This is a genomic window from Listeria grandensis, assembly GCF_014322885.1.
In the GTDB taxonomy this organism is placed as follows: domain Bacteria; phylum Bacillota; class Bacilli; order Lactobacillales; family Listeriaceae; genus Listeria_A; species Listeria_A grandensis.
Window position 1 is genome coordinate 389534 of the sequence record NZ_JAASUG010000001.1, and the last position, 20646, is coordinate 410179.

Sequence of the window (20646 nt, forward strand, 5' to 3'; positions counted from 1 at the left end):
ACCATAAAAAGGCCTCCAACCGTACCACATTGATTTCCTTTTTCAGCCCAAAGTTGTGCGCCGCATAGATTCATTCATGACAATTTTATTTCGTGATAACAAAAAAAGGAACCCCTATGAAACGAGTTCCTTTTCTCTCAACCTGAGAAATGTATTATAAAGAAAAATAATTACTAAGCACTTTTGCAGCGTCTGCGATCAATTGATCGTTGTATTCATCGTCTTTGCCCGCTTTTTTGGAATAGATAATCCATACTAATGGTCTCGTATCCTTTTCCTTAGGATAGATGACCGCAATATCATTCCTAGTACCATATGATCCAGCACCAGTTTTATCTCCAACAGCGTAACCTTCTGGAACGCCAGCTCGGATTAATTTATCTCCAGTCGTATTATCAATCAACGTTTGCTTGAAATAATCCAATCGATCAGAAGCCATATTTCCTTTTGTTACAAGGAATGATAGGACTTTCGCCATCGCTTCTGGCGTGGTTGTATCACGCTTATCTCCAGGCACAGCTTCATTTAATTCTGGTTCAAATCGATCTGCCTGTGTTGTTTTATCACCAATTTTCGCGAGCTCTTTTTGATAGCCTTTAGGTCCATTCAATTGATGAAATAAGATATTTCCTGCTGTATTATCACTATACGTCATGGCCGCGTTAATAATTTCCTTAACCGTCATGCCACTTTCCACGTGTTTTTCTGTAACTGGTGAGTAATCAACTAGATCCTCTTTTGAGAAATAGACACGCTTATTTAGCTGTTCTGCTGTCAAATTTTTAAGTAGTAATCCTCCAGCAATCGCTTTGTATGTAGACACATACGCAAATCGTTCTTGTTCATTATAACTGATTTTCTGATTATCCTCTAAATTAACACCATAAACACCTAGCGTTGCATCATATTTCTTTTCTAGTTTTTCCAACTCGGCATTGGCCTCTGCCAACGCTTTTTCCTGCTTTGTTTCCTTTTTAGTTTTAGTAGCTGCCGCATCCTCATCTGCCATGCCGCATGCCGCCAAAGCCGTTACTGCAAAAAGAAACATCAATCCTAATAAACATTTTTTAAAAAACATTCTTTCAACCCCTCCTAATTATGTTGTACAAATACTACTCTACCGTACAATATTTAAAGAAAAGTATAGAAAACAGAAAGAAAATATTAAGTTTTCCGTCAATGTTAACAATCATACAAAATAACCACCGAAATAGATCATCTGATTTTCAGTGGTTATCCTCCTTGCTATACCTAATGGTTATAACTCTGCCTTAATACTCGAAACACGACCCGAGATAACAGGTAAATTCCCATTTTTAGTACGGATTGCATCGATCAGCTCTTTTTCCTGCTCGATATTTTTCAATTTAATATAATATCGTAACTCCATCAAACTCCCCATATTCGTCGTCCGCACTTGCTCCAGTGAGATTTCATATCCATAACGTTGCAATAAATCATCGAAAAGGTTCGCATAATCAATGTCCTCAGGAATCGAAATACGGAGACTTCGCTCAGCCACTTTACTTTTCGAGCCAAACCTAGTGCGCGTTAAGACAATCAAAACAACCGCAACAAAGGCAGAGAAGATGAGCGCATACATAAGATACCCCATTCCTGTTGCTAGGCCAATCCCCATCGACCAAAAAATACTGCTGATTTCGCGCGCACCACCTGCTACAGAGCGGAAACGAATCAAGCTGAATGCTCCCAGGACAGCGATACCTGTACCAACATTTCCATTAACGAGCATAATAACCGATTGCACCAAGATTGGCAAAATCGTTAACGTCACGATAAAACTTTGTGAATAGGTGTTGCGGTACATATGGACGCAAGCAACTAATATCCCTAAAAGAACCGAAGCCCCACTGTACATTATTATTTCCCATACATCTAAGTTCACCATTGAACTTTTCACTACATTTTCTAACATTATAAAACTCCTACTTTCTGATTCGTTAAATAGCGTCTATATACTTGTTCATATTTGGAAAATTTGGAAGGATAGAGGTCTAAATCGGAAAGTATTTTCACAAACCATAAAGGATAGGCATGCAATGATTTCACTTCCATTAATACATCTATTTCTGGTGCCACAAGTTCCCCATCGTGACCATTTGCCAACTGGAGATCGTCGTTGCGCCACCTTATTTTCGCATCGAATGTTACTCTAAACTCGTCCTCTTTATACGCACTAAAGGCTCTTCTATCATACGAAATGATAACTTTAGGCGCGATTATGTCTTTCTTCTTTAGCCAAAAAATTTCGTTACTGATTTGTTGATTTAATCTGTCATCAAATTGCTGTGCTTCATCGCTTCTCATATACGCGTCTACTTGACTCAAACGCATCGAAATTCGCCGTTTATAGACAATCCCTTTTAATTTTTTCTTAATTTCTAAATAAACCATCTGATCATTACTCGGAACCCCGTAAGTTCGAACTCGGAACTTCTCCTTGAATGTAGGTTTTTCACTAGATCGCTTAATTAAATCATAGTTGTTTGTGTCATAATAAAGCGAGCAAATCGTGTGTAAGCCGTACTTATCTTCTTTCATATGCTCAGAAATTCTGTCTAACAGCAAAGTGTATTTCTCCTCACTCAAGATATACTTCTTTTCTTTCCGTTCAAAAATCTGCATTACTACTCACCTTTCTAAAATATGTTTATATAAACCAGAAGCGTAACGCGAAAATAGGCTACGCTTCCCGGCTGGTATTCTAAACTCTATTTCTTTATCAATTAATGCAAAGATCCTGATACTTCAAAACCGACCATTTCTTTTAAGACCTGTATATCCAAGATTGTAATTGGTTTCGGCGTTAATTTAACGAGCCCTTCTTCTTCAAACTTGGACAGTATCGTCGTTGCATACTCGCGCGTGATTTGGCAATAGCTAGCTAAATGGTGTTGACAGATTTCTTTTGGTAAATGTCCTTCCGATTTGCCTAGCTTTTTAGATTCTAAGTGCAACAAGGACGCTGCTACTTTTGCTTTCGCTGGTAAAAGATTGAACTTGCCATAATAGTTCACGGATTGTGTTAGATTTTCAATGATTTTTAGTAGAATCGAGGTCCCCCAACCTGATTCATCGATTACATTTAAAACGAAGTACGGATCAATGAAATATGCCGTCGTTTCAGAAATCGTTTCTAATTCAAACTGATTGCTTCCCCTTGATAATAATGATGCAAAACCGATAAATTCGCCATCTCCAGAGAATGAGATTGTTGTCTCCTTCGTGTTATGGCTTGCCACAACTTTGGTCAGACCTTTTTCTATATAGATGAAAGAACGATTATCTGTCACCGTGGCATCGATAACTGTTTTAGCTGGTAATACTTTTTTCTTGGAATATTTATCAAATGATTTATTGGAAAACAGCAGTATTTCCAGAAAGTTCTCGTCGATTTCAACACCAAATGTTTGTAGCATAATGAATGCCTCCTTTAATTTTCACATAACTTTTTGAGCTTGTTGCTGTAGCAATAGTATCTCTTAAAACCATTAAATCTTCTTTCAAACTTACTTGATCGGTCCTTCTTTGGCGCGGTCGCCAGCAACAACAGCATATCTTATGCCACCCTAGGCCTGGCCTTTAATAGTCATCGTAACATTTTTTTGAGCATTTCTAAAATCGCGATTTCCTCTTCAGAACTGATACGAATAACGGTATTTACTGCTTTTTCAGATACTAGCCGATTGGTCTCTACCACATCCTCAACATAAACATAATCCCGCGTATAGCCATTTGGCATATCTGCATACATCGTTTACACAGACGGTTTATCCACTAAAATATTATTTATAAAAATTAGAACAACACCGCATTCTCCATTAGGGATTTGGCGTAACATAGTACTCTATATTCAAAACCGTGCGTGCTCGCGTAAAAATTCAAGTATTTTGTGATGGCATAAGGGGAAATCAGTTGAGGGGTGTCGCTTTCTTTGACTTTTCAGTGCCTTCAATGATTTTACTTAGGCGCAAGTCAGAGGGGGGTGTGGATAAATTTTTGATTGGAGCAAATGAAACTTGTATCGTCTGTTTGATGAAGATAAAGTGGCTAAAAATGATGCACTACGAATCACAGATCTCTTGCGAACACAGCATTTACGATATCGCTCGTTAAAAGCAACATATGTGATGCTACAATGCGTACTCCCCTTTTTTCCAAAAGCTGATCAACTCTACTTCAGATTCGCAAGCCAACAACCCTGCTATAACAATATATTGGCTTGGCGTTTTTTAATGTTATCCCTTTTTTATAGCCCTATTGCAAAATTAAAGCATATACGCGTCATCATTTAATCGAATCAACTCTGGAAATCCAAAGGGGCGTGATTCGTTGATGTCTCGAATCGTTCGATAAATCAAGTTGGTATGCTCCGTAACGAGTGGACTATGGCTTTTCCGGTACGAATTGATAATCACTTTTACGCGGACATCTTGTTCTTGTAAATAGTCTTTTAATGCCATTAACTCCGCAAATTGCATATCGTTTTTCCCTGTATATAAATGGAATGTTGTATTTTTTATCGCATCGGATTGGTAATTTTTTGAGTTAAAGAAAAATGTGTCTATTTCACCTTCCAGTGCGGTATTGCCCCGATAAAATGCCTCTTTTTCTGTCGGATGATATCGGTCAATAAAACTACTTACTTTCACTTGCGGAACAAGTGCAAAAACATCGGTAATGTAACGATTCAAAACACCATATACCAAGGCTCCTGTTCCGCCTTTACTACTCCCAAACGCAATCACTTTTTCATACCCGTGCTTAGTAATGAATTGCTCTAACTCCTCATTTAACTCATTGTAAATCGCCTTGCCACCGTCGAACAAATACCACCCATAACTATCTGAAAAGCAATCTTGAACGAATAGATAATCGCTCTCTTTATAGTCCATACAAAAATTCATCCAGTTGTATCGTTCATGCAGCTTTTTGATTTTCGCATGATTTGCAGTACCATTTAAGACGCTTGGTACCTCGTCTAAAACTTTCTTACTGACTGATTGGAAAACAAGGATCAGATGTTTACTCCCATTCTTCAAATGTCTACCATGTAACATAATTTCACCTTTTCCATTATCATTTTAGAAATCCACCGCGACGGTAATGCGGATTTTTCCTGAGTTTTTTGTGATTGTTTCTTTGTTTCGCTTGATGAATACTTTAACAAAATAACTGCCACCATCCTCAGCTGTGTAGCGATATTGAGGACTTTTTTGGTATTTTGTTTTATGCAATGCTTCTTGTTCTCCAATTTTATAGAAGTAATAAGCAAATTCAATGCTCGGGTCTTTCATTAAATAATCGGGTAACACACATTCCGCGAGTATTTTGTTGTCATTTTGCCAAGCGATGATTTCCTCGCAAGTCAATTGATTCGTGCGCTCACACAATTCGCTTTTCAAGAAGTCTGGGAAACCTGCTACGCCTAGATTACGGCGGCGACAAACCGTGCTCAACACTTGTTTATCCTTCAAGACATCTAATAGATATTTCGTCTCATCTTCATAATTCTTTGAGCTAGATCCGCTGTAGAAGTAGATCTGGGGACGATTGAAGTCCTCGATGTGCAGTTGTGCGAATTGATGATCGACACGTTGATTTCCTTTCAGAGATGCTTTGACCACATTCTGATGAAAAACATAGTGGTTTTTCAAACTTTTTGGGTCGCCCGCAATCGTGTGGTTGTAATGGAATCGCATAGCAAAATAAATCGCTACCGTTCCACTTTCGCCATATCCAGTAATAATGATATTTTTGCGATTCACTTTCAGTTTTTTAGCGACAGATTCCACAAGTTCATTCGTCACTTTTTCATATTGTGCCAGCGTGATTTTGTTATTCTCTTTGGCAGGCGGCATTAGAAACAGTCGGTGATGGATATCCGTATTACTCGCTTCGCCTAAATAGTCAAACGGTTTGTCTGCATTGTCAAGCTCCGCAAAACAAACAAGAAGGTACTCACTAGCCGGGCTCGATTTAGCAATATGATATTGTACTGGTGTTTTTCCCGTCACTACTTCCATCTCAAAGCTTGTTGCTCGCTCCATATAAGAAAGCCTCCTTTATCGTTTTTTCTATTTTTTTGCAGATGATTAGTTTATCAAAATTGGCTTGTGGATACAGGCGTAGTTCTGCTTGTTTTTCAGGTGTTCGCTTATACGCTCGAATGTAGTCCGCGATCTCTGTTGTCGTCTCAAAAATATTTTCCTCTGGATAAATCGTTTCGGCTCCTGACCAGTGTAAAACACACGGCACGCTTCCTGACGCCATTCCCTCCATCGGTGCTAAATGAAAACTTTCAAAATCACTCGTTGATAACATGAAACCAATCTTGCGCATCCACTCGGGAACATCATCCCCATGTTCGTCAAAAATGACGGCATCTTTCCACGGTGCATCTTCTATACGTTTGAAAACAGCATCGTAATATGCTTTTTCGTCTTCGCGCTGCATGAGCCACGGCAAATCTTGTGGCATCCTGCTTTTCACATAAAGACGGTAACGATTATCTTTTTGCCATAGCTTTTCTAAAATGTCTAGTGTTAAATCCAGACGCTTTCGACTTGGTAAAATACCACAAACACCGATGTTATAACGGCTATCGATTGTTTTCTTACGGCGATATTGCGCGGTATCAATCATATTGTAAATCATTGTCATCTTTTCCCGTGGAATTCCGCAAACCCGGTGAAATTCTTCAAATATATACGGTGAAATGGCGATAAATTGGTCGATATTTTCAATCGTGTAGTTGGCTGGGTGTGGCGTTTCGCGTTCTTGCAAGTGCATCCGGACAATAAGTTTTTGATGCGGTTTTTTATGCTTCGAATACCAAACCGCGTTGCCTAGACCCCATTCGCAAAAAATAACATCCGCCCATTCTAGTAGTTTTTGACTCGTTTTTTCGTCGTGGGTCGCATGTCCTTGCCACGTATCAATCTTCACTTCTAACTGAGGGTCAGCTTCAGATGCAGCAATAGCCATCGTCAAGAATTTCAAATCATGACCTGCAAAAACAACTCGAATCTTATCCTTTTGGTAGCTCCATAAAAAAGAACTTAAACGCTTATAAGCTGCTTCCATCGTGAAATATTTGCTGGCTTCATATGTCATGCGTGCTGCTCGCTCGTATAATTTACTATCTGTCAAACTCTGTGTTGCTTTTTCGATAAATTCCTCTTTTGTCATCACGAATAGTGGATAATCTTTGCCTAGTAAATCTTCATGCATCTTTGTACGACGCAATAAGACTGGTTTCCCGTTACGCCCATATTCCAATAACTTCGTCGATAGCTCCACTGATTCATCGTTATCGATTGCTTCACTGCGCCAGCTAATACCAACGTCTCCGTCTTCAATAAATTGTTGGCTGGCCGAACGTGACATGGCTCCCTGCCAATCAATCATCGGTTCTTCCGTAAATTGTTGCATAATCTGCTCTTTTTTCGCTGCTAGTTCTCCTTGAAATTTATCTCCAGCAATGCCGATCATCATATTCTTATCTAGTTTCGGTGCTAGTTCTAATAGTTCTTCTGTATACCAATCTGCGGCAAACTTTCCTGTATAAATTAAACGATCATTTTGATTTCGGAAGCTTGGTTCTGCCGTCATATTCGGTACCATCGGGAATAAAATCTGAATTTTTGCCCCATCCACATTCATGAGTCGCATAAAGGCTTGCTTCATTGGCTCAGTTTGCATAAAAAGGTTTGGAAAACGTCGATATACTTCGCTCAACTCCGACCGTTCTTTTCGTGATGACTCGGTGAGTGTATGATGAAAATCAGTAATATAAGGTACCGTTTTTCCCGCTAATTTAGATTCTTGCAATAGCTGGCGTACTAAATCGAACCCGCGAACAATAATAAGGTTGTATTTATTTTTGGCATCCAGTTCCTTCATCACGCGCACTGCTTCTGCCACATTCATCCGGTTTCCATTCGCAAATGTTCGCTTCTCCAAGTCTTCATAAGGCTGAATCATCTTCACATTAGAGTATTCCGCCATTTCTTCGGTTAATCGAGTGTTTTTGATACGTGCTTTTAGCAGAATATCGGTTTGAATATCAGGACTCGTAGCGAGCATTCCCGCCATGGAAGTAAGCCATACCGCCGAGCCATCCATAATATTCAAATCCACATCCCCATACACTAACACTTTTAAAGTTCTCAACACTATTCCTCCTAGATCTCGATCTGTTGTCGGTCTTCCAATTTTATTTTTTGACTATTTTCGATAAAATTATAGGTGTCCGCACTGAATAATCGCGCGCCTTGTTTCAAATACGGTGCAAGCGAGGCGTTTTCCTCCATCTCTTGCAATAATTTCGGTAACTTTTTACCAAAATGCCAATTGGCAGCGACGAGACTACTCTGGAAATGGAGATCTGTCACAAATTCATACCGCGCCTTACTTTTGCCAATGAAATCAGCTTCACTGTAAAGTCCTGCATGCACCAAGTCCTCCAGATAATACTTCCCATAAAAATGACTATCTGAGAAATAGGCGAAATAATCCGTATCGATAACCTCTGTTATCTTGTCATAATGCGACATATAACTATGCACAAATACGCTGATATCTGCTGTATTGTACTGATTCATTAACTGGATTGCTTCGTCAAACATCGTTACAAAAACGACTAACTTTTTCCCTTGATAGGTTTGAGCTTGATACTGCTTCAAAATGTTTAAAAAAGCTCGTTTGGAACGCGCAACCGCCATCACCGTCACATTTTTTGTAAACTTCGGCACAGCCAGTTGTAAATCGCCTAACATACTTGCCAAACGGTGTTGATACGTATGCTCTCGATATACCGCGCGAATCCCAGCTAAAGATTTTTGATCATATATCTGGTCATCTTTCGTAATGGCTTGCATTTGTTGATGTAATTTATCTGTGTCCTCTGAAATCATGACGACATCGCCAAAGAGGCGGCGAATCCCTTTCGAATAACTGCTTAACACTGGTGTACCAGACGCCAGCCCTTCAAACACACGGCGGGAAAACATCGTCGGTGAGTACTTAATACTGTTGATATTGATCATATATTTGTAGCCTTTATATGCTAATTCCATCTCGCTGTAAGGCAAACTTCCAAGAACGGCTGGCTGATAACGTTCGGGAAATTCGAACATCGCCTTATCCTTTAACGGCTTGCCATGGTTACGATCGTAAATCGCCAATCCATAATCAAGCGCTACATCAAGCACATCCTCCATGTCCTTACGTCGCTCCTCATGGCGATTACCATAATAAGAACCCGCAAAACACATCTTATCCACCCGCGGCTCAGCCAAAGCAATCGGATTATGCATCGAAGGCTGTACGGCAAAGCTTTGCGCAAACACATTCGTATGCCCAGCACGTTCCTGGTATTTCGGAATCATATCGGCATCTGTCGTGTAAATATAGTCAAATCGTTCCGCTGTATCAATAAATTTATCAAAATGAATCGGGTCTTCTTTATTCCAAAACACAGTCGGAATTCCTTGCTCCTTACACCAATCTAGCAATTCAAAAAGTTCAGCTTTCGACTGGTTATTATAAGTGGCAATCTTAAACTCCCACGCGCCGTAGTTCCCTTTCCATGCCGACTCCACAAATAGAAAATGCGGGCGGTTTTCAGTCAGTACATCGCGCCAATCTGTTGGTGTAATTGGTAAAAGTTGCACTTCTTTTTCATAACAAGTCCGTGTGAATTCATCAAAAATACAGGCCACTTGTAGATCTTTCAAACGCTTAATTGCCGGTGCATGGCTCATTACTCCATGGCTCGCTGTTCGCTTGCTTACCTCGCTTGCCACTACACGTTCTAACTGTATTCGTTTTACTATTGTCACGCCTGCATGTGTCACTTTTAAGGCTAATCGTACTTGTGTTGTTTCTTCTGACAAGATAATTTTAACTTCTTTATTCGGATCATAAAATGTAACATTACATTTTTCAGAATGGTTATATTCAATCAATGCCAATTTCGCGGAAACATTTCCCATCATTTCTGCTTCAAAATGAAGTTCTAGTGTTTCTTTGGGTAACACAGGGATACCATGTTCTGGCTCGCGTGTGAAGACATTGTTATTTTCAAGAAAGGTAAGGTAATCGTAGCCAGCATCCGAACTTGATATATAGAGATGTCCGCTTTGCTCGTAGGTTACTAATTTCTGGCTTGGGCTATGCCAATTTTCGATTGCGTTTAATTGCTTCACGTCGACAATATTCGGATTCGTATCATCCAATATTTCCTTTTGTACAGCTTCTATTTCTTCGTACAGCTCATTAATGTCGATCATTGGTTCTCTCCTTTAAGCTTTGTTTTCTTATTCATAGCCCAATACTTTCGTGATATTTTTACAAGTTTTGAATCGTTCAAACGCTCATAACGGTCATTCATTTGCTCTAATTTCCGTTTCGAAACGGCACACTTTTCTTTCAATTCTCGTACTTCTTTTTGCCGTTCCGTCAGTTCGATATTTAAGGCTGCGAGCGCCGATTTCTGCTGTCCTAACAAATCATAGATGGTTTTCTTAAACGTCGTGCTCTCTATTTGATTTTTTTGAATGACCTGCTCTTGCTCAGTGATTTTTTCCTTCAATTGTTTTATTTGTTGCTCTGCATTCGTCATTGCTTTAACTCCTCATTGCTATTTTTTCGTATATGGCTAGAAAAATCGGCTTTTCTTGCTCCCAATTAAAAATTTCACGTGCTTGCAAACAATTTTGATGCATATTTTGTCTTTTTTCTGGCTGATTCACGAGCTCATTGACAGCATTGGCAATCGCTGCTGGATCGTGTGAATCGACCGTTAGCCCAACTTCATATCCTTTGACAACGCGGCTTATTTCGGGGAAATCACAAGCGATTACTGGAACACCACTCATGATATATTCAAATAACTTATTAGATGAGGCTGAGTAGTGATTGAAACATGTATTGTTGAGTAATTGGAATCCTATATATGCGGCTCTAGTATGGTTTGGTAATACTTCTAACGCGACTTTCTCCATAAATTTCACGCGGGTTTCCAAATTTCGTTCTGCTACCATTTTTTCTAGTTCAGGCTTAATGCGTCCATCTCCGATCAAAACAATTGTTCCTGTTGTGATGTGTGGCGCGGCTTCGATTAATCGATCTAAGCCTCGTCCTGACTGGATTCCGCCTTGGTATAGTAAAATTGGTTCTTGAGGTGGAATTCCTAATTGCTGATGTAGATCCACCGATACGGTTTCATCATAATTCTGCTTAAATGGATAATTATGCACAACCTCTGGATAAAAACCGTAGCGCTCTTTCACATATGCTGCGCGCGTATCGTTTTCATGGATACAAACATCGACAAATCGTAGTAAAAAGCGTTCCATGATACCGTATAAAGGGCTATCATATCCTGTTCTACTCGTCTGAACCTCATGCGAGTCATAAATGAGCTTGCTACGTCCCAACCATTTGGCACATATTACGGCTTGCAGTAACGTATTCAAGTCATTCGCGTGATACACGTCATATCGCTTACGAAAACCTGCACGTATCATCCGTAAAAAAACAACACTTCGAAACATTAATGTGCGCATCGGTTTTGTAAGGGGGAGAATACTGATTAAGAGGAGGATGAAGAGGGGGGGCCAATAAAAACACGCAATCCCGTAGGTCAGTGCGATCAACCCAAGTAAATACTTTCTATTTTTAAGCCAGCCAACGACCGGACTAAATGGGAACTTTCGAGACATCCGATGAATGTGAAAATTCGCATGACGCTGTTCTGTTTCTGGTAATCCTGCTTGGTGCACTGCGATTAAATCAACGTGATATCCAGCCTCGCTAAGCGCTGTGCATTCTCGTAAAACGCGTGCATCGTTAGTGAAATAGTTCCATACAAACATGCCTACTTTATTTGCCACAATCGATGATGCCCTCCATTTTCTTAAAATTTTGTTGCCAGCGATGATGCTGATACGCGTATTGATATCCATTACAGCCAATTCTCTGCGCCATTTCTGGATTTTCGACGAGCTCTTTTACTTTTTGATACATCTCATCGATTTGATTATGTTGGAATGTGTATCCACAGTTCGCTTTTTCAATAACACAGCTGCTATATCCCGACACGTTTCCAATGATTGGTACACCCATTCCCATGTAATCGATAATTTTTCCTGGTATCACTTTTTCAAAAATAGGGTGATCTACGAGCGTAACATAGGCAACATCTGCTTTACCGATTTCTTGTAAAACTTGTGAGCGCTTCTGTGGTGGTAAAATTGTGACGTTTGTCAATTGATATTGCTGTAATCGTTGCTTTATTTCTTGGAGTTTGAATCCGTAGCCGATAATCTTAAATGTTATTGCCTCGTTTGCTTTAAATCGTGCTGCTAGTTCAAAAAAACCATCCATCTCTTGCGCTAAGCCAACATTTCCGGTATAGATAATTGTTTTAGTTTCCTTATCATTTACTCGATTTTGAGTAGCGCTACACTCGAACTCTGCTTCTGTTAACGAATTCGGAATAAAGTGTATTTTTTGTTTCGAGATACCTTTGGCTATAATGTAATCTACAAATCCTTCGCTATTGACAACAATCTCATCAGCCTGGTGATAGATCTTATTTTCTAGCCAGTAAGCAAAGCGGAGAAAGAACCGATTATTCCAACGCTTGACACCTATCAAGGTTTCAGGCCACAAGTCTCTTACCTCGACGATTAACCTGGCCTTCAAAAAGCGCTTGGCAAAAAGCCCCGCAACACCCACTGAAATCGGCGGTGTTGAAATATATACAGTATCTGTATCCTTTCCTTGTCCCACAATCGCTCGAATGAATTGGAGCATTACTTCTAGGTAGAACAGGAAACGTTTTAAAATGTTGTTGGCATATTTTTTCGTGCGCGGCTTTACTCGAATGACACGCGTTTCATCCAAAGCTTCTTCCCAAAAATCATCTTGCTTATATAAATTTTGATTTGGGTACCGTGGATCCGTTGTGATAAGTGTCACTTGGTTGCGTTCAGACAATTTTTGAAATAGGAATTTTGTGCGGTTTGCAGCACTCCCAATCTCAGGATAAAAATTTTGTGAAATAATTAGGATTTTTTTCATATGGCTTCCCATTTCCGGCTAGATTTCACGCCTGTGCCATACATACTAAACACCGTATGGCCGGTACTTATTTCTAAGATCTTCTTGGCGCATCTTTCTATCCTCAATTTGATAACGAAAATATAAAACACACGATCCTTTTTTTATTTTCGTTAGTTTATTTCTTGTGACGAGCGAATGAAAGCATTGCTTAGAGACTGCTAAGGCTTCAATTGCTTCACTGGTTGACATAAAGTTGGCATCGAGTAGTTCTAACAGTTCCTTATTTTTCATTTCGACTCCTTATACGGAAAGAACCTTGGATTCGGCTGGATACTGAGAAATTTCTGAAATATTCCCCATGTGGGTATAGCTACTCGCAGCCGTTAATTCTTTTGCGATATTCTTCGTATCAAATACATTTTGTTGCTTCATGTTCGCAATATTATCAAGATTTAATGTCTTAAATTCTGAATGATCAGCTAATATCAATAATAAATCTGCATCAGCTGTTGCAATTTCACTATTTTTCTCAACAAAAGGAGCATCAACATGTGGATCATGTGCAACGACTTCATAACTTGTTTCGTTCATTAGCATCTCCCAGATTTCTTTTGCTGGGCTTTCACGAATATCGTCAATATCGCCTTTGTAAGTTAAGCCAAAAATAGCAATTTTCTTACCAGCTACGCGTTCCATCATCGTTTTCACTTGCTCTACGATATAACTTGGCATCGATGTGTTGATAGCGCGGGCTTGTTGAATAAGCGGGGAATAATCTGGAGAGGCTGCGGCAATAAAGTATGGGTCAACAGCTAGACAGTGACCACCAACTCCTGGGCCTGGGAAGTGCAAATTCACGCGAGGGTGTTTATTCGCCATGTCGATAACATCAAGTGCATTGATTCCTAAGTCAGCTGATATCTTGGCAAGTTCATTGGCAAGTGCGATATTAACATCACGATACGTATTTTCCATTAGTTTGGACATTTCTGCTGTAGATGCTTTTGCGGAAATCAATTCACCTTTTACAAAAACGCCATAGACCGCTTTTCCAGCTTCTGTACAAGCATCGGTTACACCACCGATAATGCGGTTGTTATAAATTAATTCGTGAATAATTTGACCCGGTAATACGCGTTCTGGGCAATGTACTAAGAAAATATCTTGTCCTACAGTGAAACCAGCTTGCTCGATTAGCGGTAAGATGTGGTCTTCCGTTGTGCGTGGGGCAATGGTCGATTCGATGATCACGGTATTGCCTTTTTTCAAATAAGGTAATGTAGAAACGACTGCGGATTTCACATAGGATAAGTCACATGATTTTAAAGCATCGTTATTGTTTGGTGTTGGTACTGAGATGATGAATGCGTCTGCTGCTTCTGCTTGCAAGCTAGCTCGGAAGTTTCCGGCTGCGATTGCACGGTCCAGTTCTTCTTGCAAACCTGGCTCTTCAATATGAATCGTTCCGTTGTTCAATGATTTAACTACTCGCTCACTCACATCCACGCCAACCACTTCTTGTCCGTGATTAGCAAACATAATAGACGTCGGTAAACCAATATATCCTAAACCTATAACTAAAATTTTCAAAATATAGCACTCCTAATTATCTATAGTTTTTTTGTCCATCGAGAAAAAGATTATTCTTTTTCTGGTATTGTGATTTCCCACTCTGCTTCGGCTTTATCTTTTGGTTGGTAGACTAATGTTGCTTTTTCTGTGCCTTTTGGTAAATTAAAATACGCTTTTCCAGTCAATGTTTTTCCTGCTGCTATTTCATCACCAAAATTACTTGCTTGTGGATCTACTTTTACTGTTTTGTCTTTGGCTGTTTTTAGCTTGAAATCGCCACCGCCAATTGCAAATGGTGTATTACTGTTGTTCTGAATGTTCATTTCAACTTGTAGAATGTCTTTTTTACCATCGCCACTCTCGGTTAGTTTTAAGTTTGCGATTTTCATGTCAATGTTGTCTACTGTTTTAGTAGTGGATACTTTATCTTTTGCTGTTTCCTCTGTTTTAGGTGTTTTATCAGTACTTGTATCAGGATTTCCGCAGGCTACTAGCGTCGTTGCTGTTAAAATTGTAAGACCAAAAATTGCTATTTTTTTTATCATCATTACCGTCCTTTTATAAAGCATGGCTGGGAGGGAACACTTTGTTCCCTCACCAACCTGCTTCTTGTTTGTTTTATTGTGTTACTGTAACTGTTTTTGTGTTAATTACTGTGTTTTTGTCATCGTAAGCGATAACTTTTACAGTGTCTGTATCAGCTGAAATCTTGTCTTTTGCATAATATTGGAATGTTCCGTCTGTTGCTACTGGTACATAAGCGAATACTGTTCCGTTCACTTCTAGACCAACTTTTTTCACAGCTCCAGTGTACGTTCCTGTTACGCGAGCATCACCGATTTTGTATGTTACTGGGAAAATGTCGCCTGTTACTGTTGCTGAACCATCTGTTACTGTTACTGTTTTTGTGTCTACAACGTCATTGTTTGCATTGTAGGCAATAACTTTCACTACGTCTGTTTTTGCTAGTACTTTATCTTTTGCATAGTAAGTGAATGTTCCGTCTGCTGCTACTCCAACTGATGAGTAAACTGTTCCATTTACTTCAAGTGCTACTTTTTTCACGCCGCCTGTATATGTTCCTGCTACGCGAAGGTCACCAACATTGTATGTTGTTGGGAAAACGTTACCTTGTAGAGCTGCTGAATCTGCAAGAGTTACTACTTTTGTATCAATTAACGTACCTGCTGAGTTGTATGCTAGTACTTTCACTACATCTGTTGTAGATAGAACTTTATCTTTTGCATAGTAAGTGAATGTTCCATCTGCTGCTACTGCTACGCCTGTATAGACTGTTCCATTTACTTCAAGCGCTACTTTCTTAACACCGCCTGTATATGTTCCTGCTACACGTAGATCAGCTCCGATAGTGAATTTCGCTGGTGTTACAGTTCCTTGTAATGCTGATGAATCTGTCAAATTAACTTTAACTGTTTGGATTAGATCCCCATTAGCATTGTAAGCCAATACTTTCACATCATCCGTTTTGCTTAGAACTTTATCTTTTGCATAGTAAGTGAATGTTCCATCTGCTGCTACTCCAACTGATGTGTAAACTGTTCCGTTCACAGATAGGGCTACTTTTTTCACGCCGCCTGTGTACGTTCCTGCTACACGTAGATCACTACCTACTACAAAGTTACTTGCTGTAATTGTTCCAGAAAGTGCTCCTGAATCTTGAATAACAACTTTCACTGTAGATGCGACTGTACCTGCTGAGTTATAACCAATGATTTTAACATCATCTGTTAAGTTTAGAATCTTGTCTTTTCCGTAGTAAGTGAATGTTCCGTCTGCTGCTACTGCTACGCTTGTGTAAACTGTTCCGTTTACAGATAGAGCTACTTTTTTGATGTCGCCTGTGTACGTTCCTGCTACACGTAGATCTTGACCTAGGCTAAATTTCACTGGAACAACAGTACCTTTCAATGCTGCTGCATCTAAAACTGTTACTTTTTTCGTTTCGATAAGCTTGCCGCTTGCACTGTAAGCTAAGATTTTAACATCATCTGTTAGGTTCAAAATCTTATCTTTTGCGTAGTAACGGAGTACACCATTAGTTACGGCAACTGTTGTGAAGTCTACGCCATTTACTTGTAGTTTCACTTTAGCTACTTTACCTGTGTAAGTTCCTTCAAGGTAAGTGTCGCCATTTAGATAGAAGACATTTGGAAGTACTGAACCAGTTAGGTCTTCAACTGTAACTGTGATTGTTTTTGTTACTTTGTTGCCATCTGCATCAGTTACAGAATAAGTCACGCTGTAAGTGCCTTCTTTTGTTGTATCAACATTGTTCGCTGTTACAGTTACTTTAGATGTTAGATTACCGTCTTCGCTATCTGTTGCTGTTACGCCTGTCAATGGGTTAAATGTAGTACCCATTTTGATAGTTTGGTTAGATGCTGTGATGACTGGTTTTTCGTTAGTTTTTACTGTTACTGTAATTGTTTTTGTTACTTTGTTGCCGTCTGCATCAGTTACTGAGTAAGTTACATTGTAAGTGCCAGCTTTTGTTGTATCAACGTTGTTTGCTGTTACAGTTACTTTAGATGTTAAGTTACCATCTTCTTTATCTGTTGCTGTTACACCTGTTAGTGGAGCAAATGTGTCGCCAACTTTGATTGTTTTGTTAGCTGCTGTGATGACTGGTTTTTGATTTGATGCTACGATTTTTGATGTTTCTGGACTTTCAACACCATTGTCACCTTTTTGTGTTACTTTAACTTCATCGCCTTCTTTTTGTGCTGGAACTGTGACAGTGAAGTCACCGTTAGCATCTGTTTTACCAGGTACTTTTGTTCCGTCTGGAAGTATGACAGTGATGTCTTTATTTGGCTCACCTTTACCTTTAACAGTTGTGTCGCCTTCTTTGATGTCATTAACTGTTGGTGCACTTGGTGCGCGTAAATCTTCTTGTACTTTTGTTGTTACGTTTGCACTGTCGTTTACACCGTTTGTTTGGTATGAAACTACAGATTGATCTTTAGCAAGATTAACGCCTGCTGGTACGTCTAATGACCATGTGCCGTCTGGTTTAACTGTCGTTTTTCCAGTTGTTCCGTTAGGGAATGTAACAACAATGTCGTTACCTGCTACACCAGTACCAGTTATTGCTTTCGTGTTAGTGTAGATTGGATTAACTACTGGACGAGCGATAGCACTTGATCCTTCTGTTGAAAGGCGCGTGTAATCGAATAGGCTGAATCCGTCAATTCCTGTTGCTACACCACCGTAGTAAGCTGTTGTTACTGTACCGTTTTTATTTGATAGCGTAACACGACCTGCGTCAATGTCAGTCCATTCGGCATTTGGTGTTTTAGACCAGTCTGTTCCGTGATTCCATGCCATTAGATTTTTAACGTTGTTGATTTCTACGCGTGATTGGCTAGCAACTGTTGCAGTACCAGCACCTTTCACAATATGACCCGTTTTCTTAGATCCATCATTGTTGTTTTGGCGGAAATCAATAAATTTAGGACTGTTAAGCACTAATTTAGAGTTATATGCGCCACTTAAGTCAAATACAGATGTTGTTGATGATGGGTAAAGTGATTCAACATACGCCATTGTATCTTTTTGGAATGTTACAACACCGTTTGCTTTTACTGCTGGTTTTGCTGTTTTTGAAGCAGCGCGGATGTTAGCTTTTGAACCAGTAGCGAATGTTGCAGAACCAGTAGTATAGATACCATAGTCTGCTGCTGCAATTTTAACTGTGGAGTTCGTTCCTACGTTAAGTGCTGCCGCTGCGCCACCTTCTTGTCTGATACCGTCTGTTCCAGATAGGTCAAAGCTTGAGTCAGGAGCGATATTAACTACTGAGCCAGAAATCGAGTGAATCGCATGACTGTTCAATGCTTTAATTACGACTGTATTATTTGCTCCAAAAGTTGTATCTTTAGCTGTATAAATACCATCGTGATTAGATGCTGTGATGTTTAGGTTGACGTTTTTACCTGTTGATAGACCTTCACCGCTTGTATCTGTCGTGTAAATGCCATCTACGTAACCTTTAATATCCATGCTTGAGTTATCAGCGATTACTACTCCACCAGCATCAATACCTCTACCAGCTGAAGATGAAATTGTCGTTTGTGTGTTTGAACCAAAGTTTACACGTGAGTTTCCTGCTGCATAAATGGATCCAGCTTTCGCTTTTACGTTAACTTCTGTGTCATCACCGAAAATGATTGGTCCGCCAGAGTAGATACCGTAGTCGATAGCAGAATCAATATCAATCTTCACGCGATCTGCTGCTGCTTTTGGTTGGTTAGATATTGTACCGAAACGGATTGTTGCTGCTCCTGCTGAATAAATACCTTTATATTGTGTTCTTAGTTTTAGAGATGAACCGTCACCGAATGTGATTGTTGCATTACCGTAGATACCATGACCGTTATCACTTACGATATCGATATTAGCATTTTTACCTACAACGATTGCTGCTCCTGTGTTGTATGCGTAAACGGCAGTACCTGTACCAGTTGCTTTAAGTTTTACGTCATCGCCGATTGTGATGTTTCCAGATACATAGATACCGTTACCAACATCACCAGATGCTAGTGTTAAGTCAGCGCCATTTTTAACGACTAATGTTGCTGCTCTTACAGTTCCGTATTTAGATGCTGATTTCAAGACTGTGTTTTCACCAATTACAACGGCACTAGTTGATGCATCAAATGCGTAGCCTTTGTTTGAACTCATGTTGATATAAGCGTTATTACCAATGCCTACATTACCTGATGAACGAACTTTAACGGCTGTGTTTAGAGCTGATAATTCTTCGATACGTGTATTGTCTTCGATAACTAATTCATCAACATCCATACCATATTGATCTGGGCTGACGATTTTATTGTTTGTTCCACCGATAGATAGGGAAAGTTTACCCGATCCACCCATGATCATTCCCCATACTTGTACATTGTTCGTCAAGTTAACTGTTGGTGCTGCAGATGAGTTATAACCTGTGAACACACCTTTTGTTCCAACGTTTGAGATGCTTAAGTCTTGTACATCAATAATAGAAGTAGAGCGCATAATCATTTGGTAGCTACCAGCAGTTACTGCATAGCCGTTACCTTCGATGCGAATGTTGCTGTTGATGGATACATTACTTGTGAATTGGAAGTTACCAGTGATTTCGATTACGTTGATTGTTGTAGATTCTGCTGCTGCTTTAAACTCTGCAAATGTAGAAACTTGTGCACGTCGTTCTGTTACCCCATTGTCTAGAGCTAATGACATCGGTTCGATTGCAATTCTGCTCGCTGCTTGGTCAGCAGTTGGCAATGTTGGTGTTGTTACTTCTTGACCAGACGCCTCTGCTGCGAATGATCCTGCTGGTAATACTGTAAATACTTGGCTTGCAATAACTGTAGCTACTAAAAGTGTTTTGGCTGCTTTTTTGACCGTCGTCATAGATAAGACGTTAATTGGTCCCTTTTGTTCGAATTTCATGTTTATTTTTCTCCTTCTTCCTTAAACTGTTTATTTGTCTATTTTTTTTCCTGCGTGAAACATGCTGCCTTCACATAATAAACACCCCCTAAGTCGCAATGAAACTGTATTCTCATTTTTATTTACTAAAAATATCGAATCATCTGAGGAGTATTTTATTACTGTGATGGAATACGTTTCTGCAAATTTCAAAGTAAAATTCATTACTTCATACTTGCTGATTGGATTATATCACAATATTTTGGAACTACTTTGCGATGTTTTTTTCTGTAAATCGCCAGTCTCTTCTAAAAAGAAATGTAGTTTGATGATAGATCCTTTTAATTTTGTTAACTAATTTACTTTTAGAATAGTTAGGTGAAACCTTTGTTAAATCTAGCAAAATTAAAGTTGAATTATTCTTTAAATTCTGATTTGTATCTATAAAAGCTTGGAAATGATTTATTCGTCGTGCTTATACTGCATATTCCTATGCTACTATGAGTTTTTTCTCCCCTAGTACAATGTTGCTGAAATAAA

The 20646-nt window shown here is 39.4% G+C and carries 16 protein-coding genes; all 16 read right to left on the reverse strand.

What is annotated here, in order from left to right; translation table 11 throughout:
• Positions 1–154: 154 nt before the first annotated feature.
• The gene (gene bla / locus HCJ54_RS01785) at positions 155–1078 is read right to left on the reverse strand and encodes a class A beta-lactamase (protein ID WP_187136405.1); all 924 of its coding nucleotides are present in this window, start codon (positions 1076–1078) and stop codon (positions 155–157) included.
• Positions 1079–1258: 180 nt separating this feature from the next.
• Positions 1259–1936 carry a DUF4956 domain-containing protein gene (locus HCJ54_RS01790; protein WP_036066208.1) on the reverse strand — a complete coding sequence of 226 codons (678 nt, stop codon included), beginning with the start codon at positions 1934–1936 and terminating at the stop codon, positions 1259–1261.
• A complete protein-coding gene (locus HCJ54_RS01795) occupies positions 1936–2646 on the reverse strand; it encodes a polyphosphate polymerase domain-containing protein (RefSeq protein WP_187136406.1) in 711 nt (236 codons plus the stop codon). Before HCJ54_RS01795 ends, HCJ54_RS01790 begins: the two co-directional genes overlap by 1 nt.
• Before the next feature lie 101 nt (positions 2647–2747).
• Positions 2748–3440, reverse strand: a complete 693-nt coding sequence (locus HCJ54_RS01800; protein ID WP_187136407.1) for a Crp/Fnr family transcriptional regulator — start codon at positions 3438–3440, stop codon at positions 2748–2750.
• A 170-nt stretch (positions 3441–3610) separates the two neighbouring features.
• Complete coding sequence (locus tag HCJ54_RS01805) at positions 3611–3775, reverse strand: hypothetical protein (protein WP_187136408.1); 165 nt, start codon at positions 3773–3775, stop codon at positions 3611–3613.
• 514 nt (positions 3776–4289) lie between these two features.
• Positions 4290–5081 (reverse strand): hypothetical protein, encoded by a 792-nt coding sequence (locus HCJ54_RS01810; RefSeq protein ID WP_187136409.1) that lies wholly within the window; start codon positions 5079–5081, stop codon positions 4290–4292.
• Between the two features lie 24 nt (positions 5082–5105).
• The gene (locus HCJ54_RS01815; RefSeq protein WP_187136410.1) at positions 5106–6071 is read right to left on the reverse strand and encodes a hypothetical protein; all 966 of its coding nucleotides are present in this window, start codon (positions 6069–6071) and stop codon (positions 5106–5108) included.
• Positions 6049–8196, reverse strand: a complete 2148-nt coding sequence (locus HCJ54_RS15360) for a glycosyltransferase (RefSeq protein WP_222712939.1) — start codon at positions 8194–8196, stop codon at positions 6049–6051. Before HCJ54_RS15360 ends, HCJ54_RS01815 begins: the two co-directional genes overlap by 23 nt.
• 11 nt (positions 8197–8207) lie before the next feature.
• Positions 8208–10316, reverse strand: a complete 2109-nt coding sequence (locus tag HCJ54_RS01825) for a CgeB family protein (protein WP_187136411.1) — start codon at positions 10314–10316, stop codon at positions 8208–8210.
• The gene (locus HCJ54_RS01830) at positions 10313–10648 is read right to left on the reverse strand and encodes a hypothetical protein (RefSeq protein ID WP_187136412.1); all 336 of its coding nucleotides are present in this window, start codon (positions 10646–10648) and stop codon (positions 10313–10315) included. Before HCJ54_RS01830 ends, HCJ54_RS01825 begins: the two co-directional genes overlap by 4 nt.
• 4 nt (positions 10649–10652) lie before the next feature.
• Positions 10653–11924 (reverse strand): glycosyltransferase, encoded by a 1272-nt coding sequence (locus HCJ54_RS01835; RefSeq protein ID WP_187136541.1) that lies wholly within the window; start codon positions 11922–11924, stop codon positions 10653–10655.
• Positions 11911–13113, reverse strand: a complete 1203-nt coding sequence (locus HCJ54_RS01840; RefSeq protein ID WP_187136413.1) for a glycosyltransferase family 4 protein — start codon at positions 13111–13113, stop codon at positions 11911–11913. Before HCJ54_RS01840 ends, HCJ54_RS01835 begins: the two co-directional genes overlap by 14 nt.
• Positions 13114–13158: 45 nt before the next feature.
• The gene (locus tag HCJ54_RS01845; protein ID WP_036066220.1) at positions 13159–13386 is read right to left on the reverse strand and encodes a hypothetical protein; all 228 of its coding nucleotides are present in this window, start codon (positions 13384–13386) and stop codon (positions 13159–13161) included.
• 9 nt (positions 13387–13395) lie between these two features.
• Entirely contained in the window at positions 13396–14685 is a 1290-nt protein-coding gene (locus HCJ54_RS01850; protein WP_036066221.1) for a nucleotide sugar dehydrogenase, read from the reverse strand.
• A 50-nt stretch (positions 14686–14735) separates the two neighbouring features.
• Positions 14736–15215 (reverse strand): DUF4352 domain-containing protein, encoded by a 480-nt coding sequence (locus HCJ54_RS01855; protein ID WP_036066222.1) that lies wholly within the window; start codon positions 15213–15215, stop codon positions 14736–14738.
• A 70-nt stretch (positions 15216–15285) separates the two neighbouring features.
• The gene (locus tag HCJ54_RS01860) at positions 15286–20127 is read right to left on the reverse strand and encodes an immunoglobulin-like domain-containing protein (RefSeq protein ID WP_187136414.1); all 4842 of its coding nucleotides are present in this window, start codon (positions 20125–20127) and stop codon (positions 15286–15288) included.
• Positions 20128–20646: the final 519 nt, after the last annotated feature.

Excerpts from the sequence above, each read along its gene's own strand:
- HCJ54_RS01805 (WP_187136408.1), bottom strand. The coding sequence starts at position 3,775 with ATGTATGCAGATATGCCAAATGGCTATACGCGGGATTATGTTTATGTT.
- HCJ54_RS01840 (WP_187136413.1), bottom strand. The coding sequence starts at position 13,113 with ATGAAAAAAATCCTAATTATTTCACAAAATTTTTATCCTGAGATTGGG.
- HCJ54_RS01815 (WP_187136410.1), bottom strand. The coding sequence starts at position 6,071 with ATGGAGCGAGCAACAAGCTTTGAGATGGAAGTAGTGACGGGAAAAACA.
- HCJ54_RS01800 (WP_187136407.1), bottom strand. The coding sequence starts at position 3,440 with ATGCTACAAACATTTGGTGTTGAAATCGACGAGAACTTTCTGGAAATA.
- HCJ54_RS01860 (WP_187136414.1), bottom strand. The coding sequence starts at position 20,127 with ATGAAATTCGAACAAAAGGGACCAATTAACGTCTTATCTATGACGACG.
- bla (WP_187136405.1), bottom strand. The coding sequence starts at position 1,078 with ATGTTTTTTAAAAAATGTTTATTAGGATTGATGTTTCTTTTTGCAGTA.
- HCJ54_RS01810 (WP_187136409.1), bottom strand. The coding sequence starts at position 5,081 with ATGTTACATGGTAGACATTTGAAGAATGGGAGTAAACATCTGATCCTT.
- HCJ54_RS01845 (WP_036066220.1), bottom strand. The coding sequence starts at position 13,386 with ATGAAAAATAAGGAACTGTTAGAACTACTCGATGCCAACTTTATGTCA.
- HCJ54_RS01855 (WP_036066222.1), bottom strand. The coding sequence starts at position 15,215 with ATGATGATAAAAAAAATAGCAATTTTTGGTCTTACAATTTTAACAGCA.
- HCJ54_RS01795 (WP_187136406.1), bottom strand. The coding sequence starts at position 2,646 with ATGCAGATTTTTGAACGGAAAGAAAAGAAGTATATCTTGAGTGAGGAG.
- HCJ54_RS01830 (WP_187136412.1), bottom strand. The coding sequence starts at position 10,648 with ATGACGAATGCAGAGCAACAAATAAAACAATTGAAGGAAAAAATCACT.
- HCJ54_RS01790 (WP_036066208.1), bottom strand. The coding sequence starts at position 1,936 with ATGTTAGAAAATGTAGTGAAAAGTTCAATGGTGAACTTAGATGTATGG.
- HCJ54_RS01825 (WP_187136411.1), bottom strand. The coding sequence starts at position 10,316 with ATGATCGACATTAATGAGCTGTACGAAGAAATAGAAGCTGTACAAAAG.